This is a genomic window from Streptomyces sp. NPDC033966, assembly GCF_055575955.1.
This window is the reverse complement of sequence record NZ_JBVIRQ010000009.1, coordinates 234,044-248,442: the sequence shown is the minus strand read 5'-3', so window position 1 is coordinate 248,442 and position 14,399 is coordinate 234,044. Positions and strand designations below refer to the sequence as shown.

At 71.3% G+C, this 14,399-nt stretch carries 13 protein-coding genes; 4 read left to right on the top strand and 9 right to left on the bottom strand.

Annotated features, from left to right (window positions below; genetic code table 11):
• Positions 1-53 precede the first annotated feature (53 nt).
• Together ACZ518_RS25645 and ACZ518_RS25640 are read left to right on the top strand one after the other, a co-directional pair.
• The gene (locus ACZ518_RS25645) at positions 54-485 is read left to right on the top strand and encodes a DUF6153 family protein (RefSeq protein ID WP_469115325.1); all 432 of its coding nucleotides are present in this window, start codon (positions 54-56) and stop codon (positions 483-485) included.
• Positions 486-558: 73 nt separating this feature from the next.
• Positions 559-1,221, top strand: a complete 663-nt coding sequence (locus tag ACZ518_RS25640) for a DUF305 domain-containing protein (protein WP_469115324.1) — start codon at positions 559-561, stop codon at positions 1,219-1,221.
• 77 nt (positions 1,222-1,298) lie between these two features.
• On the opposite strand, the gene ACZ518_RS25635 is transcribed toward ACZ518_RS25640, so the two are convergent.
• From ACZ518_RS25635 to ACZ518_RS25615, 5 genes are all read right to left on the bottom strand, one after another.
• The gene (locus ACZ518_RS25635; RefSeq protein ID WP_469115323.1) at positions 1,299-1,736 is read right to left on the bottom strand and encodes a hypothetical protein; all 438 of its coding nucleotides are present in this window, start codon (positions 1,734-1,736) and stop codon (positions 1,299-1,301) included.
• Between the two features lie 131 nt (positions 1,737-1,867).
• Entirely contained in the window at positions 1,868-2,932 is a 1,065-nt protein-coding gene (locus tag ACZ518_RS25630) for an NAD(P)-dependent oxidoreductase (protein WP_469115322.1), read from the bottom strand.
• A gap of 131 nt (positions 2,933-3,063) precedes the next feature.
• Positions 3,064-5,127: a SpoIIE family protein phosphatase gene (locus tag ACZ518_RS25625; protein ID WP_469115321.1), complete on the bottom strand. Its 2,064-nt coding sequence runs from the start codon at positions 5,125-5,127 to the stop codon at positions 3,064-3,066.
• Complete coding sequence (locus ACZ518_RS25620) at positions 5,124-5,405, bottom strand: hypothetical protein (protein ID WP_469115320.1); 282 nt, start codon at positions 5,403-5,405, stop codon at positions 5,124-5,126. Before ACZ518_RS25620 ends, ACZ518_RS25625 begins: the two co-directional genes overlap by 4 nt.
• 146 nt (positions 5,406-5,551) lie before the next feature.
• Positions 5,552-7,381, bottom strand: a complete 1,830-nt coding sequence (locus tag ACZ518_RS25615; protein WP_469115319.1) for an ABC transporter ATP-binding protein — start codon at positions 7,379-7,381, stop codon at positions 5,552-5,554.
• A 433-nt stretch (positions 7,382-7,814) separates the two neighbouring features.
• Between ACZ518_RS25615 and ACZ518_RS25610 the strand changes: the two genes are divergently transcribed.
• The gene (locus tag ACZ518_RS25610; protein WP_469115318.1) at positions 7,815-8,393 is read left to right on the top strand and encodes an RNA polymerase sigma factor; all 579 of its coding nucleotides are present in this window, start codon (positions 7,815-7,817) and stop codon (positions 8,391-8,393) included.
• A complete protein-coding gene (locus ACZ518_RS25605; RefSeq protein WP_469115317.1) occupies positions 8,390-8,698 on the top strand; it encodes a hypothetical protein in 309 nt (102 codons plus the stop codon). Before ACZ518_RS25610 ends, ACZ518_RS25605 begins: the two co-directional genes overlap by 4 nt.
• A gap of 269 nt (positions 8,699-8,967) precedes the next feature.
• Here ACZ518_RS25605 and ACZ518_RS25600 read toward each other — a convergent pair whose 3' ends face one another.
• The 4 genes from ACZ518_RS25600 to ACZ518_RS25585 form a co-directional block, all read right to left on the bottom strand.
• Positions 8,968-9,504 carry a DM13 domain-containing protein gene (locus tag ACZ518_RS25600; protein WP_469115454.1) on the bottom strand — a complete coding sequence of 179 codons (537 nt, stop codon included), beginning with the start codon at positions 9,502-9,504 and terminating at the stop codon, positions 8,968-8,970.
• Positions 9,505-9,759: 255 nt separating this feature from the next.
• Positions 9,760-11,217 (bottom strand): vanadium-dependent haloperoxidase, encoded by a 1,458-nt coding sequence (locus tag ACZ518_RS25595; protein ID WP_469115316.1) that lies wholly within the window; start codon positions 11,215-11,217, stop codon positions 9,760-9,762.
• A 390-nt stretch (positions 11,218-11,607) separates the two neighbouring features.
• Positions 11,608-12,816 carry a glycine amidinotransferase gene (locus ACZ518_RS25590; protein WP_469115315.1) on the bottom strand — a complete coding sequence of 403 codons (1,209 nt, stop codon included), beginning with the start codon at positions 12,814-12,816 and terminating at the stop codon, positions 11,608-11,610.
• Between the two features lie 243 nt (positions 12,817-13,059).
• A complete protein-coding gene (locus ACZ518_RS25585; RefSeq protein WP_469115314.1) occupies positions 13,060-14,211 on the bottom strand; it encodes a hypothetical protein in 1,152 nt (383 codons plus the stop codon).
• Positions 14,212-14,399 lie beyond the last annotated feature (188 nt).

Genomic DNA, 14,399 nt, shown 5'->3' with positions numbered 1-14,399 from the left:
AGATACCCCCTACCCCTTTGGAGTACCTCGCGGTGGTCCTCTACGATGCCGCCATGAGTACGAGTACGCGGCCCGGACGCGCGAGGAGGCCCTCCGGGCCGCCCGCGCGGCTGCTCCTCGTACTGGCCGTGCTCATGGGGATCCTCGGCATGCACGGCCTCGGCCCGGGTGCGCTCCCGCCGACCGCGGCGCACGCCGCGGCGCACACGGAGGCCCACGGGGAGGCTGCGGAGCACCCCTCCGACCCCTGCGGCTGCGCCCACGCGGGTGATCCCGAGCGCGGCCCCTCCGACGGGCACGCCCAGCACGCCGACTCCACCTGCGCGGCCCCCGGCACCAGCGGCGCCCCCGTCCTGCACGCCCCGGCGGCCGTGCCCGGCGGGAGCCCCGCCGCGGCCGGGGCTCCGCACTGCGTCGCGCTCGGGGCGACGGAGTACGGGCGCGCTCCCCCGTCGCTGAGCGAACTGCAACTCCTGCGCGTATAGGCGCGGCCCCGCCGGCGTTCCCGCCGGCCGAGCACGCACACCCGTACGAACCCCGAGCAGGAGAAGCACCACCATGACCGTCAAGCGTTCCCTGATCCGCCGTACCAGCGCACTGGCCGCGGCCGCCACCGCCGCCCTCGTCCTCGCCGCCTGCGGCGGCAAGACCGGTTCCGACTCCGGCTCCACGGCGCACGGCGGCCACGACGGCGCGGCCTCCGCCTCCGCCGAGCCCTCCGCGTCGGCCTCCGCCGGCCGGGCTCAGGCGGCGAACAACGCCGCCGACACCGCCTTCGCCAAGGGGATGATCCCCCACCACCGGCAGGCGGTCGAGATGGCCGGCCTCGCCGAGACCCGCGCCGGATCGGCGGAGGTCAAGGAGCTCGCCGCCGAGATCAAGAAGGCCCAGGACCCGGAGATCAAGACCCTGTCCGGCTGGCTGACGGCCTGGGGCGAGCAGGTCCCGGCGGCCGATGCCGCCCAGGGCGGGCACGCCGGCCACACCATGTCCGGGATGATGACCGGCGAGGAGATGGACCAGCTCACGAAGGCCTCCGGGAAGGCCTTCGACACCGCGTTCCTCGACCTGATGGTCAAGCACCACGAGGGTGCCGTGGCCATGGCCAGGACGGAGCAGTCCGACGGGAAGTACCAGGCCGCCAAGGACATGGCGGGCGCCATCGTCGCCTCGCAGAGCGCCGAGATCGACCGGATGAAGGGCCTCCTCGGCAAGAACTGACCGGTCGGCCGGTCCGGCCGGGGCTCCGCGTGGACTTCGCGGGGAGCCCCGGCCTTCCGGCCGTGTCCGGAACCGGCTCAGAACCTCCGCTCGGTGCGCCAGGTCGCCTGGCTGGACGGGTTGGTCAGGTCGTAGGTCGTGCCCGAGAGCCGGCCGTCCGGGCCCCGCACGCCGGTGTAGCGCCCGACGGGCCCGTGCGACCAGGCGATGACGAAGTAGATGTTCTGGCCGTCGACGGAGCCCTCCCGGACGTTGCCCACGGTGCTGCCGGAGCGGACCGACCCGTAGAGGCGCCCGTCACCGTCCTGCGAGAAGTCCACCCGCACGTTGGCGTTGCTCTGGTAGATGTCCCAGACCCCGCTCGCGTTGAAGCCGGGCGCCCGGGCGGACCGCTCCGTCGGCGGGGCGGCGGTGGCGCCGCTCGCGGGAGCCGCGAGGCCCGCTCCGGCGACGGAGAGGAGCACGGCGACGGCGGTCGCGGTGAGCAGCTTGGGGATGCGGCGTACTGCGGACATGGGCCCTCCAGGGCGGCCAGGACGATCGGCCCCGTTGCATGGTGCACGGAACCTCGGCGGCAGACCTACCCAGCGGTATCGCCCTGAGGCCTGACTTCACCCGAACGGGTCCCCGGCGGTCCGGGCGGTCCTCAGGCCGTCGCCACGGGTATTCCCTCCGGGCGCCCGCCGAGCAGGGCCGCGATGTGGTCCGCGCAGCTCAGGGCCGCCGTGCTCATGGCGCTGCCCGTCATCCCGGCGACGTGCGGGGTCAGCAGGGCGTTGGGCAGGCCGAAGAGGGGTGAGGCGAAGGCCGCGTGCTCGTGTTCGAAGGTGTCCACGGCGGCTGCCGCCAGGGGGTGGCCGGGGTCGCGCAGCGCGTCGGCGAGGGCCTGCTCGTCGACGATGCCGCCCCGGGCCGTGTTGAGCAGGACCGACCCCGGGCGCATCAGCGCCAGTTCGGCCTTCCCGATCAGCCCCCGGGTGCCGTCGGTGAGCGGTACGTGGAGGGAGACCACGTCGCTGCCGGCCAGCAGGGCGGGGAGGGACTCCGCCATCGGTATGGGGGTGCCGCCCGCCGGGGTGCGGCGCGCGAGGCCGCGTACGTCCATGCCCAGGGCGGCCGCCCGGTCCGCCAGGGCCCGTCCGGTCCGGCCGAGTCCGACCACGCCCAGGGACAGCTCCGACAGCCCCGCCGCCGGCACGGCCGGGGAACGCCACCGGCCCTGGTGCGCGGCCTCGTCGTAGGCGCGGAGGTCGCGGGTCAGGGCGAGCAGCTGGGCCAGCGCGAACTCGGCGACGGCGGTCGCGTTGGAGCCCGGGGTGTGGGTGACCGCGACCCCGTGCCGGGAGGCGGCGGCCAGTTCGACGTGGTCGGTGCCGGCGCCGGCCCGGCCGATCACCCGCAGCCGGTGCGCCTGGCCGGGGGCCGTCGCCGCCGCGAGGAACCCGGCGCGCATCGGCACGCCGCCCCGGGATTTGACGGCGTGGTAGCCGGCCCCGTCCCGGAGGGTCTCGGCGAGCAGCGCCTCCCCGTCGAAGGCGTCGAAGTCGGTGAACTCCACGCGCCCTCCCCACTCGGCCCGTGCCGCGCCGGGATCGGCGACGCGCCGCAGGTTCAGCGTCACCTCCAGGCCGTGGCCGAGGAGCCGCTCCAGCTCCCGTCCGAGCAGCTTCCCCGGCGCCGCGTCGAGCACCAGCACCCTCTTGCGCACCATGTGCGTCCCCCCGTTTTCCGTACGCGTGCGATCAGCCGCACTGCCAGGTGAACACGGCCCTGCCGAAGCGCCGTTCGGCACGTCCGATCATGCACGTGAGCACTGACAACGGGCCCCGCGGGGTGGCGGGGTCAGCCGCCGACCCGGGCGACCATCAGCGCGATGTCGTCGTCGGCCGCCGCCGGGACGAGGTGGGTGATCAGCGAGTCGCACAGGTGGTCCAGCTGGCGCTGGGGGTCGGCCAGCAGTTGTGTCAGCTCGCCGAGCCGCTCGTCGAGGTCGCTGCCGCGCGCTTCGATGAGGCCGTCGGTGTAGAGGACGAGGAGGCTGCCCGGGGGCACTTCGACCTCGGTGGGGGTGAACGCGATGCCCCCGACGCCGAGCGGGACGCCGGGCGGGGTGTCGAGGAGGCGGACGGTTCCGTCGGGGAGGACGAGGGCCGGCGGTGGGTGTCCGGCGCGGGTGACGGTGCAGCGTCCGGTGGCCGGGTCGACGACGACGTAGAGGAAGGTGGCCAGCATCGGTTCGGCGAGGTCGGCGAGCGTGGCTTCGAGCTGGTGCAGCAGCCGTACGGGCGAGAGGTCCAGGCGCGACAGGGACCGTACGGAGGCGGAGAGCCGGCCCATGACCGCGGCGGCGGCGATGCCGTGGCCCATCACGTCGCCGATCAGCAGGGCGGCCTTGCCTCCGGACAGGGCCAGGACGTCGTACCAGTCGCCGCCGACCTCGTTGACGTCGCTCGCGGGCAGGTAGCGGTGGCTGACCTCGATGCCGGGCGGCGGGGTGATGTGCTGCGGGAGCATGCTGCGCTGGAGGATGACGGCGGTCTCGTGCTCGCGGTGGTACAGCCGGGCGTTGTCGATGCTGAGCGCGGCGCGGGCGGCGAGTTCCCCGGCGAGGGTGACGTCCTCGGCGGTGAACGGCCCGACCGGGCGGGTGCGGTAGAAGCTGGCGACGCCGAGGACGGATTCCCGGGCGACGAGGGGGGCCATGACGAAGGAGTGCACCCCCGCGGTGAGCAGCTGCGCGGGTTTCGCCGTGTGCCGGGCGGCGGGGGCGACTGCCTGGTCGTCGAGGCGGGCGATGAGGAAGGGCTGCCGGGCGGCGAGGGCCTGGGTGTAGGGGGCGTTCGCGGGGAAGGTGAGGGTCCGGCCGAGGGGGGCGAGGATGTCGGTCACCCGGGATCCGGACAGCGGGGACCGGCCGAGCCGGCGCAGGGCCACCCCGCCGGTCAGGCCCATGCCGGGCTCGTCGCCGCGGGCCAGGGCGTCCAGGACGTCGACGGTGACGGCGTCGGCGAGGCGCGGTACGGCGAGGTCGGCGAGCTCCTGCGCGGTGCGCTCCAGGTCGAGGCTGGAGCCGACGCGCATGCTGGCCTCGCTGAGCAGGGCGAGGCGGCGCCGGCCGGCTTCGGCTTCGACGTGGTCGCGCTGCTGTTCGGTGATGTCGACGAGGGAGGCGATGACGCCGATGGGCATGCGGGCGGGGTCCTCCACCCGGACGTAGGAGCAGGACCAGACCCGGTCGTGGTCCGGTTCGGAGGGGGTCCGGCCGACGCGGCGGCGGTCCAGGAGGGGTCTGCCGGTCTCCAGGACCTGCCGCATGGCCTCCTCCATCTCCAGGGCGTTCACCTCGGGCAGGAGCTCGGCCAGGCGGCGTCCGATGTGCGCCGATTCGGGCAGGCCGTTCATGGCTTCGAGTGCGGCGTTGACCTGGAGGAAGCGGAGCTGGGTGTCGAGGATGGCGATGCCGACGGGCGAGCGGGCGAAGAGGCCGTCCCAGACCGCCGAGGAGCCGCGGATGCGGCGGGCCGCGTGGGCGTCGGCGGCGAAGACCAGCACCGTCGAGCCGTGCTGCCGGTCGGAGACCGGGGAGGCCCAGATCTCCACCTCCAGGGGGTGCCCGTCGCGGTGCCAGGCGGTGACGGTGCCCATGACCCCGCGTCCGGAGGCGGCCGCCTCCCACAGGGAGCGGCCGAGGCTGCGGTCCGATCCGGGGTGCAGCAGGTCGGCGATGTTGCGTCCGAGCATCTGGGGCGGGGTGTAGCCCAGCAGCTCCTGCGCGACCTGGTTCCAGCGCACGATGGTCCCGTCGCCGCCGGTGGCCACGAGCGCCACGGGCAGCGCGCCCAGCCAGCCGCCGGCGGCCTGCGCGGCGCTGCTGATCAGCTCGTCGACCGGGACCTGTTCGTTCACCGGGCCTCGTTCATCGGGGGCCGGTCACCGCGGCCGGCTCGTGTGGCACCTGCACGCCTCCATCGTCTGCCGGTCGGCGTGCCGCCGCCTCCCGGAGCCGCCTGCACGCGGCCCGCCAGGCGCAGGTGCCCGGCGTCGACGGTGAGCTCGACGCCGCGCTCGGTCACCCGTACGGCGGTGGGCTCCGTGCCCCGGCCGCTGCCGCGCCGCAGGCCGGTCCCGTCGGGGCACAGCCGTACGGCGGCTCCGCTGACGGGGGCCGAGCGGGGCGTCGTCACCGGAGACGGTGACGGCGAGCACGTCGCGGAAGGTCTGCTGGGCGGCGGTCTGGCGGCGGCGCGGTCTTCACCCTCACCCTCCCCGCCGCGTCGGGGTAGCCGCGTACCCCGCGCCGTGCCCGGCCGGCACGGCGCGGGGTAAGGGGTCACGGGTGCGCGTCGGCCCCGGCCGTGGGGGTGTCGTCGAGGAAGCCGCCCGACTGGTGCTGCCACAGCTTCGCGTAGGCGCCGTCCGCGGTGAGCAGCTCCTGGTGGGTGCCCTGCTCCACGATCCGGCCGCGGTCGAGGACGACGAGCCGGTCCATGGTGGCGACGGTGCTCAGGCGGTGCGCCACGACGAGGGCCGTCCGCCCTTCCATGAGCCGCCACAGGGCGTCCTGGACGAGGAGCTCGCTCTCGGAGTCGAGGGCGCTGGTGGCCTCGTCGAGCAGCAGGATCGGGGCGTCGCGCAGGATCGCCCGGGCGAGGGCGACCCGCTGGCGCTGTCCGCCGGACAGCTTCACCCCGCGCTCGCCCACCATGGTGTCGAAGCCCTCCGGCAGGGCGTCGGCGAACTCCGTCACGTGCGCCGCCTCGGCGGCGCGGCGGATCTCGGCGTCGGTGGCGCCCGGGCGGGCGAAGGCGATGTTCTCGCGCAGGGTGCGGTGGAACATCGCGGGCTCCTGCGGCACGTACGCCATCAGGCCGCGGAGGTCGGACTGGGAGAGCCTGCTGATGTCCTGCCCGCCGACGGTGATCCGCCCGCCGTCGATGTCGGTCATCCGCAGCAGCAGCCGGGTGAGGGTGGTCTTGCCGCCGCCGGACCGGCCGACGAGGCCGATCTTCGTCCCGCTGGGCACGGCCAGGTCGAGCCCGGCGAAGAGCGGTTGGCCGCCCGCGTGGGCGAAGTCCACCCCCTCGAAGCACACTTCCGCGCTCTGGGACAGCAGCGGCTCGGGGTGCTTCGGGTCGAGGACGGTCGGCGGGGTCAGCAGCAGTGCGGTGAACTGCGCGGCCTCCGTCATCGAGCTTTCCAGGCGCCGGTAGATCTGGTTGAACTCGAACATGATCCGGGTGGCGTTGCCGTAGTAGGTGAAGGCGACGACGACCGTCTCCACGCCGTGCCCGCGTGCGGCGAGCCCGACGGCGACCAGCAGGCCGAGCGCGTTGGTCAGTACGGACATGGGTGCGACGATCGTGTCGATGCGCAGGTTGCCGTAGTCCCACGAACGCAGCATGAGCCGGCGCGACTCGGCGACCCGCGAGCGGTGCTCGGCGGCCTCGCGTTCCTCGGCGGCGAAGGCGCGGACGGTGTCCATGTTCATCAGGCTGTCGGCGACGTGGCCGGAGACCCGGGCGATGGCCGCTTCGCGCTCGTCGACGAGCCGCTGCCGCCGGCGGATCAGCGGGGTCACGAGCAGCCCGGTGAACGCGATCATCGCCAACAGGCCGACGACGAGCAGGGGTTCGTACTGCCACAGCACCACCGAGCCGAAGATCAGGGGCACGAACTTGCCGACGATCTGGAAGGTCAGCGTGTCGACGAACTCCTCGAAGCGGGAGGCGAAGCTCAGGACCCGCTTGGTGAGCGAGCCGGCGAAGTTGTCGTGGAAGAACGCGGCGTCCTTGGCGAACAGCTCGTCCATTCCGAGGACGTACAGCCGCTCGACGCCGAGGGCGTCGAGCCGGTTGAGGCAGTGCAGTCCGAGGCGCCACATCGCCTCGGCCAGCAGCAGGGCGCCGGCGAACGCGAGGACGTAGGGCAGGACCGGGCCGATGCCCGAGGCGACGGCGCCCCGGTCGGCCGCGATCCTGCCGACGAGTTTGGCGACGACCAGCGGCGCGACGTAGTTGATGCCGATGTTGCCCAGCGCCGGGAGCAGCATGGCGGGTACGGCCAGCCGGCGGAGCCGGAACAGTTCCCGTCCGTAGTGGCGCAGTGCGAGGAGGACCGGGCCCCGGCCCGGCGGACTTCGGTGTGCTTCGGTGGATCCCATACCAACCCTGTGCGGTGTGAGCGGTGGCCGGACAGGAGTCGCAGTGTTCCGCAGGGCCGCTGGCCCCGTCCAAGCGTTTTCTCCGTCTTTCCGCCGATCGGATGGTGTCCGCACCCGCCGGTGTCCGCGGAGAGCCGCATCCGCGTGCGCGCCTTCCCGCACGCTGCCGAACCGGCCGAACCGGGGCCCGGCGCCGCACGCCGGAAAAAACTTCGCCGGAAGGCGAATCCTCTGGGAACCTCCCCGCCTCTTATCCGCGTACCGACCGAACGGACACACGGAAGACCCGGAGGAACCCCATGCTGATCACCGCCCTCGTAGTCGTCGGAGCCCTGCTCATCGGCGCCTGCACCTGGCACCTGCTGCGGCGCTTCAAGAGCCGCGGCTGAGCACTGACCGCACCCGAGGAACCCGCCGGAAACGAGCAGCACACATGAAACAACGCTTCACCTGGCCGGACGACCGGCTGATCAAGGCCGCCCAGGACGGTGACATCACCTCGCTCACCGCCGTCGTCATGGAATCGCAGCCCCACGTACGCAAGTTCGCCCTCTCGCTGTGCGCCTCGCCGCAGGACGCGGAGGACGCGGCACAGGAGGCGCTGATCATCCTCTACCGGAAGATCGGCACCCTGCGGGCCACCGGCGCGCTCGCATCGTGGATGTTCCGGATCGTGCGCAACGAATGCCTGCGCCAGGTACGGCTGCTGCTCGTCCCGCGGAACGACGAAGCCCCGGCCGCCCCGGACACCTCGACGGAGCCGTCCGCCGAGGAGGCGGTGCTGCGCGCACTGGAGGCGGAGCGGATAGCCGCGGCGGTCAGCGCCCTCCCCCGGGACCTGCGGCAGGTCCTGATCATGCGGGACGTACAGGGCCTGCCCGGCAGGACCGTGGCGGACGCGCTGGGCCTGAGCACCGCCGCGATGAAGTCCCGGCTGCACAGGGCCCGCGCGACACTGCGCCACTCACTGGCACAAGCCACCCGACCAGGGGCAGGAGGCCCACGACCATGACCACCACGAAGCCCGCACGACCGGCGGCCCCCCGACCGGACTTCGCCAGCAGCTCCGTCCCGCGCCACCTGGCGCGGGGCGCCCTCGGCTTCGGCCTGATCATCGGCTCGATCGCCCTGGTCCCCACGCTCGGCCCGGCCGCCCTGCTGGCGGCCCCGCTGTCCCTGATCGCCTTCCGCGGCTGCCCGACCTGCTGGATGGTCGGCCTGGCCCAGACCGTCTCCCGCGGCCGCCTGCAGCGCCAGTGCAGCGACGGCACCTGCACCCTCACCAGGGCAGACCCGGCGGGCACCCCCCGGAAATGACCGAAGGGCCGTTTCAGATCACTCTGAAACGGCCCACGTTGCAGCGGGGCTGCCTCCTGCCGGCTCGGCGGCGGCGACCGGCAGGCCTTGCACCTGCCGGTCGTAATCGTCGAGCGGCTGACGGAGAGGGTCCGGCGACTCGGCCGTCCTCGCCCACAGCAGCACCGACGTGACTTCGCCCTGGCACAGACCACCCGGCCGGAGGGGTCGCCCATGCGGTACGACGACGATCACCGGGCTCATCGGGGGCCGTTCAACACGAGGCGGACTCAAGCCTTGGTCAGCTCGGCCGCACCGAAGGAGACGTTGAACCGGTCGCACCAGATGGTGACGCTGGTGTAGTCCGCGACGTTCACATCGACGGGGATCTCGTAGTTCTGGTCGCCCTTGTTGCCCTTGAGCTTGCCCAGGCTGACGTGCTTGCCGTCATCGAAGACACCCCAGCCGTCCGCACCTTCCTTCACGGGGGCGTCGGTGAGCCATACACGTAGGTCGGGGCCGTTGCTGGTGTCGAGGTTCTCCAGCCGCAGGGTCCGGGAGCCGTCCGGCAGCCGGATAAGTTTCACGGTGCCCGTGGTGGCGTGCTCGTGGCTGATCAGGGATCCCTGGGCCAGAGTCTGCGGTCCCGCGGGGGCCGGAGAGGGACTCGTGGACCCCTGCACCGGTGAGGCAGCACGAGATGGAGCGGCCTGGGCCGTCGGCAGGGCTTCGCTGACCCGGTCGTCCTGCCAGAGCTTCCACGGCTGGAACCAGTACAGCCCGGCACCCAGCACCGCCACAGTCGTCACCGCCGCCCCGGTGATCATCCGTCCACGCCGCCTGCTGTCTTCCACTTCGCTCCTTCTCACCGTCCGGGTTCTGTTCCGCCCGCGCATTCAACCTGCTCAGGTGCCTGTTCGCCATGCCGAAAGAATGACGGTTCCCTTACGCCCGGCCCTTCTCAGCGCTGGCGCGCGGCGAGCCACACCGCGGCTGCGGTCGCGCGCGCCGGCTCCGAGAGCGAGAAGCGGTAGTCCGGAAGCGCCGGAGGGCGGGACAGGGCCCGCCCCCGCGGCCCCGCGTCACAAGGTGCGGAGCTGGGTGGTGAACACCTGATTCGCTATCTGGTCGCCGAGAGTGAGGCCGTCGGCGGCGTCCCACGGGAAGTGGACACCGAGCCAGATCCGGCTGTCGGCGTCCTCCTTCGCGGCAGCACTGAAGCTGGTGAAGTGCCGGGTCTTGACCGGGGCGAGCGGTTCGTCGGTGGTGAGGTCGAAGGCGAGGTTGTCGCTGCCGAAGTACCGCTTCATAATTCCGGCCCAGGCGGCACCGAAGGAGGCGTGGCCGGAGACGTAGGCGGGGAAGCAGGGGTTGGCGTTGACGCCGGCGTTGTTCTTCAGGAGGGGCTTCCACTGCGGATCGAGGCCGCCCTCGCGGATCGCGGAGACCGGGCGCCACAGGTCGATCGGGGTGGCGAACTTCGCATCGCGGACGGCTATCCCCGTATCGGCGAGCGCGATCGAGACGAGCGCGAAGAGCCGGGCGTTCTGGTAGACGGTGAGTCCTCGCGCCTTGGAGACCTCGCGTGTGGCCTGGAGCATCTGGCCCGGCGGCTTGTACGTGCCGTCGTTGTCGTTGGCCCAGAACCAGGCGGCGTTCACCTGGTCCGGGGTCCGGTTGATCACCGGGGTCGCCGCGGTGGGTGCGGCCGCGCCGGCCGTCCGTACGGCCTCGACCTGAGCCTTGTACTCGGGGCTGGCGACCAGGTTCGCGTAGGTCGCGAACTGGCCGAGGCGGGTGGGGCGGAATTGCGAGCCCGAGGTCAGCGAGAAGGGCCTGACCTGTCCCCAGAACGGATTGACGGCGTCGGAGACGTCGTCGCACTTGCCGTCCACCATGTCGGGATAGCTGGTGGGCCGCCATGCTCCGGGCTCATTGTTCAGCGTGTAGAGCTGTTGGTTGTCCGATCCGTCGCCCGCCCGCTCGGTCATCATCTGGGTGACCATCTTGTTGACGACGGTGACGTCCACGAGGTCGAAGGCGGTGGGTGAGGTGCCGAAACGCTGGGTGAATCTCTGGTCCAGGAAGGAGGTCAGGTCGACCGTCGTCTCCTTGTTGGGCCGGTTCAGCCCGTACAGGTTGAGCAGGATGTTGTAGGCGGTGCGGCCGATGACCCGCTCCTCCTCGTCGGGTCCCTCGGAGATGCCGGCGTAGCTCTCGGCCTTGATGTAGGCGGCGGAGGTCATCCGCCCCTTCCACTTGAGCTGGTACGAGCTCTCCGCGTCGTAGATCGCGGCGTTCATCATCGCCGCCGCCCTCGCCATCGGCACGGGCCCGCCGCCCGTCCTGCGGAAGGCCTCCTGCAGCACGTCGTTCCAGTAGTGCACCGGGTCGGCGATCGACTGGGCCGGCAACGCGGCCTGCGCGGGCGCCGGAGTGAGGGCGAGGATCGACCCGGTCGATGCGAGAACGGCGGTGGCGGCCAGGGCGCGGCGCCAGGCCGCGGTACGTCGTACGGTGGTGCGAATGTTTACGGACATGCCGGAATTCCCCCTGCTCAGAAGCATGTTGGTCATCACCGGATCGGTGGCGGAGCGATCATTGCCCAGCGGCGGCCGACGTTCTTGTAAAAAACGGCGGTGCGCGGCGGAATGGCCTATGCCGGGCAGCCGCACGGCCGGAAGCCGCCGTCACCCCGGCTTCCCGCCTTGCCGCCCGCTACCGGAATTCGATCGTCGGTATATGGCCCTCAGGTATCCGCACCCGGGGAACGCACTGCTCCGCGCCCGAGCAGCTCGGCCGGGCCCCGACGCGTAGCGGTGGCGAGGCCGGGGCGGCGGTCGTCCGGGGCCGCGGTGTCCAGCGCCGAAGGGCCGCGCCAATCGCGCGGCCTCGGGCTCGGGTTCACTGTTGTGGCCCGCCCCCACCCGTCAGTCGAAGTAGTTCTCGGGACCGGACCCCTCGCGGACGGTGTCCAGGGTGAAGCAGTGGAAGCCTCCGCCGAACAGTCGGCGGTGCCGGTGACGGACCGGCACCACGGTAAAGCCGTGCTCCTCCAGCGTGCGGATCAGTTCCGGGCAGAGCGCGTTGACCATGACAGTGTCCGGGGAGAGCGAGAGCACGTTGAGGTCGATGAACGGGCTGGTCAGGACGAGGTCGTCGGCCTCGTAGTCAGGGAACGAGTTCAGGTCCGGCTTCGGCGGGAAAATGATCTTCCAGCGGCGCAACGGCTCCGGCAGCCGGGGCACGAACGAGGGGTCCCGCACCAGCAGGACACCGGGCCGCAGGGCCAGCACGATGCTGTCGAGGTGGTTGTCGGCGAGCCGGTACACGCGGTGCAGCCGGAAGCGGCCGGCGGTGTGCCGCTGCAGCCACTCGAAGCCCAGTTGATGGTTCTGCGTGGAGACGTTGACCAGGACGTCCTGCCCGAAGCGCACGCACTGCGCGGCATCGATCATCATCTCCGTGCCGACGTCCAGCTGCGAGGGGTGCGGGTCGGCGATGTACTGCATGGACGCGGTGGTCGAGCCGCTGACGTACGAGGTGTCGAAGGAGCGGTCCGTCATGACCGGGCGCGGCATCACCGTCCATCTCGCGCCCCGCTGGAAGTACTCGTAGAACAGCGGCTTGAGATGGTGCGATTCGAAGTAGCGGGCACGGACCTGGGGCGGGGTCTCGATGATCTCCCCGCCCAGGACGAGCGTCTGGTCACGGACGTTCAGCGCAGGCATCACTCCGGCATCCCAGGCGGGCGTCCGCACCGAACCGGCCGCCGTCAGCGGCATGGGCCGGTGCACCGTGACACCGCCCTGGCGCAGGGCGTCCGCCATGCCCTCGATGTCCTCGTTCAGCTCCTCCACGTATCTCTTCTTCACCTCCCGGCGGACGCTGACCGCGCCCGGTGCTCCGTACGCGGGGCTGTAGAAGGCCCCGTGCGCCTCGTCATGGAAGAACAGACGGAAGGAGAGGTCGAGTTCGTGCGCGTCATGGTTCAGGCCCGAGCCCAGTACGACCTCCTTCAGGGGCGACCACTCGTCATAGCTGTTGACCGTCGGACCGGTCCCGACGCCGGACCCGAGGTCCTCGAGGGGTTGGTCCTGGCTCTGCTGGGTGTCACGTGTTCCGGCCGCACCTGTCACGGCTCGTGCTCCTCATCTGGCTGGGCCGCCATCCTGATCGCACCGACGCTGGTGGGAACCATCCACGACATGCACTTCGAGGACGTGCCGGACTCGAGCGGGCGGGCGGCTACCCTTTCGTGATCCTGCTGATGGCTGTGGTCTGCGTCAGCCCGTACCTCATCCTCGGGCACTGGCTGGGAGGCGGGGTGCGGTCACCCGCGGTTGTCCTCAGGTGCCCGTGGGGGCTGCACGCCCTCACTGCTACGGGAGCGTGATCCCTTCCCAGCCGGCGGGCTCCTCATGCCAGCGCGCCTTGTACGTGTAGGCCGGCGGCTTCAGGTAGAAGTGCTCTTTCGTGCTCGGCCGGAAGACGGTGAGCCAGGACGAGACGTAGTCGGGCGTGTACTCCGTCTCCACCGGCGCCGTTTCGGGAACCGGCGGCGTCATCCTCGCCTGACAGATCAGGACATCCCCATTGGAATGGATGCTGACGGCCTTGAATTCATCGAATTCCATCGGCGACTCGAAACCTTCGAGCAGGCTCTGCTCGGCCGGTACGAAGAGTTTCTTCATCTCCGCCTTGGAGGACGCCCCCAACCGCATCGCCTCGCCGATGTCGAAGACGAAGGAATGCATGTCGGTGGACACCAGGAACGTGTCCTGACGGGGGACCGGGGCGAAGTCATGGGGCCCCTCCCGCCAGCCGTAGTTGCCGTGCTTCGGGTTCTCGGACCCGGGCAGTTCCTGTGAGTCCGGGAGCGGGAAGACCATGGGGTGGCCGAGGGGTCGCTCGTGCCCCTCGCGCAGCGGGTAGGCGCACAACACCCCATAGACGTGCTCCGACTCCTCACAGGTCCAGTAAGGGTCCAGCTTCTCCTTCGGATCCCGGTACTCCCAAGTCTGGGGGAACACGCTCGATCCCAACGCCCACAGCAGGTTCCGCTTCCTGTCCCACTTCAGCGCGTGACCGGAAGCGAGGGAGCACTTCTGTACGAGCGTGGCGCTCCCGTCAGCGTTGAGCTTGCGGACTTCGAGCCCGTAGCCCCTGCCGCCGCTGGAGGCGGACACCATGTACGGGCCGGGAATCAGCTCGACCGCATGCTCGTTGGTGCCGTGTTCCCCCATGTGCCAGCGCAGCCGCGAGGAACCGAGGGTGTCGGCGGACCCCGGCGTTCCGAGATCGACGACAGCCTTGCTGTCGCCGCACATCACCACCGCCTGCGTATTGTTGTGGAAGCGCACGTCGGTGCATGTGTGCTCGGGCTCCCTGGCATTCTTCGACACCTTCACTCGAAGGTGCTCGGTATATTTGCCGCCTTTTCCTCTGGATGCCACGATAATATCCCCGGAGGTTCCGGTGACGAACTTGCTCTCGAACGGATCGGCGGGCGCCGCAGCGCTGTTCTCGGTCACGTCGGCCAGTATCAGCACGAATTGAACCAGCGAGGCAAGCACGCCCGAACGTGTCGGTGAGTCCGGTTCAGACTCAACGTTTTTGCGCTTCCCTCCGGCCTCAAGCACCAGGTCGTCACGGTGAAGGGGCCGACCCGCAGGCGATCAGTACGGTGACCTGACCAACACCCACGCCCCGCTGATCCTGG

Excerpts from the sequence above, each read along its gene's own strand:
- ACZ518_RS25610 (WP_469115318.1), top strand. The coding sequence starts at position 7,815 with ATGAAACAACGCTTCACCTGGCCGGACGACCGGCTGATCAAGGCCGCC.
- ACZ518_RS25640 (WP_469115324.1), top strand. The coding sequence starts at position 559 with ATGACCGTCAAGCGTTCCCTGATCCGCCGTACCAGCGCACTGGCCGCG.
- ACZ518_RS25645 (WP_469115325.1), top strand. The coding sequence starts at position 54 with ATGAGTACGAGTACGCGGCCCGGACGCGCGAGGAGGCCCTCCGGGCCG.
- ACZ518_RS25605 (WP_469115317.1), top strand. The coding sequence starts at position 8,390 with ATGACCACCACGAAGCCCGCACGACCGGCGGCCCCCCGACCGGACTTC.
- ACZ518_RS25615 (WP_469115319.1), bottom strand. The coding sequence starts at position 7,381 with ATGGGATCCACCGAAGCACACCGAAGTCCGCCGGGCCGGGGCCCGGTC.
- ACZ518_RS25635 (WP_469115323.1), bottom strand. The coding sequence starts at position 1,736 with ATGTCCGCAGTACGCCGCATCCCCAAGCTGCTCACCGCGACCGCCGTC.
- ACZ518_RS25600 (WP_469115454.1), bottom strand. The coding sequence starts at position 9,504 with ATGATCACCGGGGCGGCGGTGACGACTGTGGCGGTGCTGGGTGCCGGG.
- ACZ518_RS25630 (WP_469115322.1), bottom strand. The coding sequence starts at position 2,932 with ATGGTGCGCAAGAGGGTGCTGGTGCTCGACGCGGCGCCGGGGAAGCTG.
- ACZ518_RS25595 (WP_469115316.1), bottom strand. The coding sequence starts at position 11,217 with ATGTCCGTAAACATTCGCACCACCGTACGACGTACCGCGGCCTGGCGC.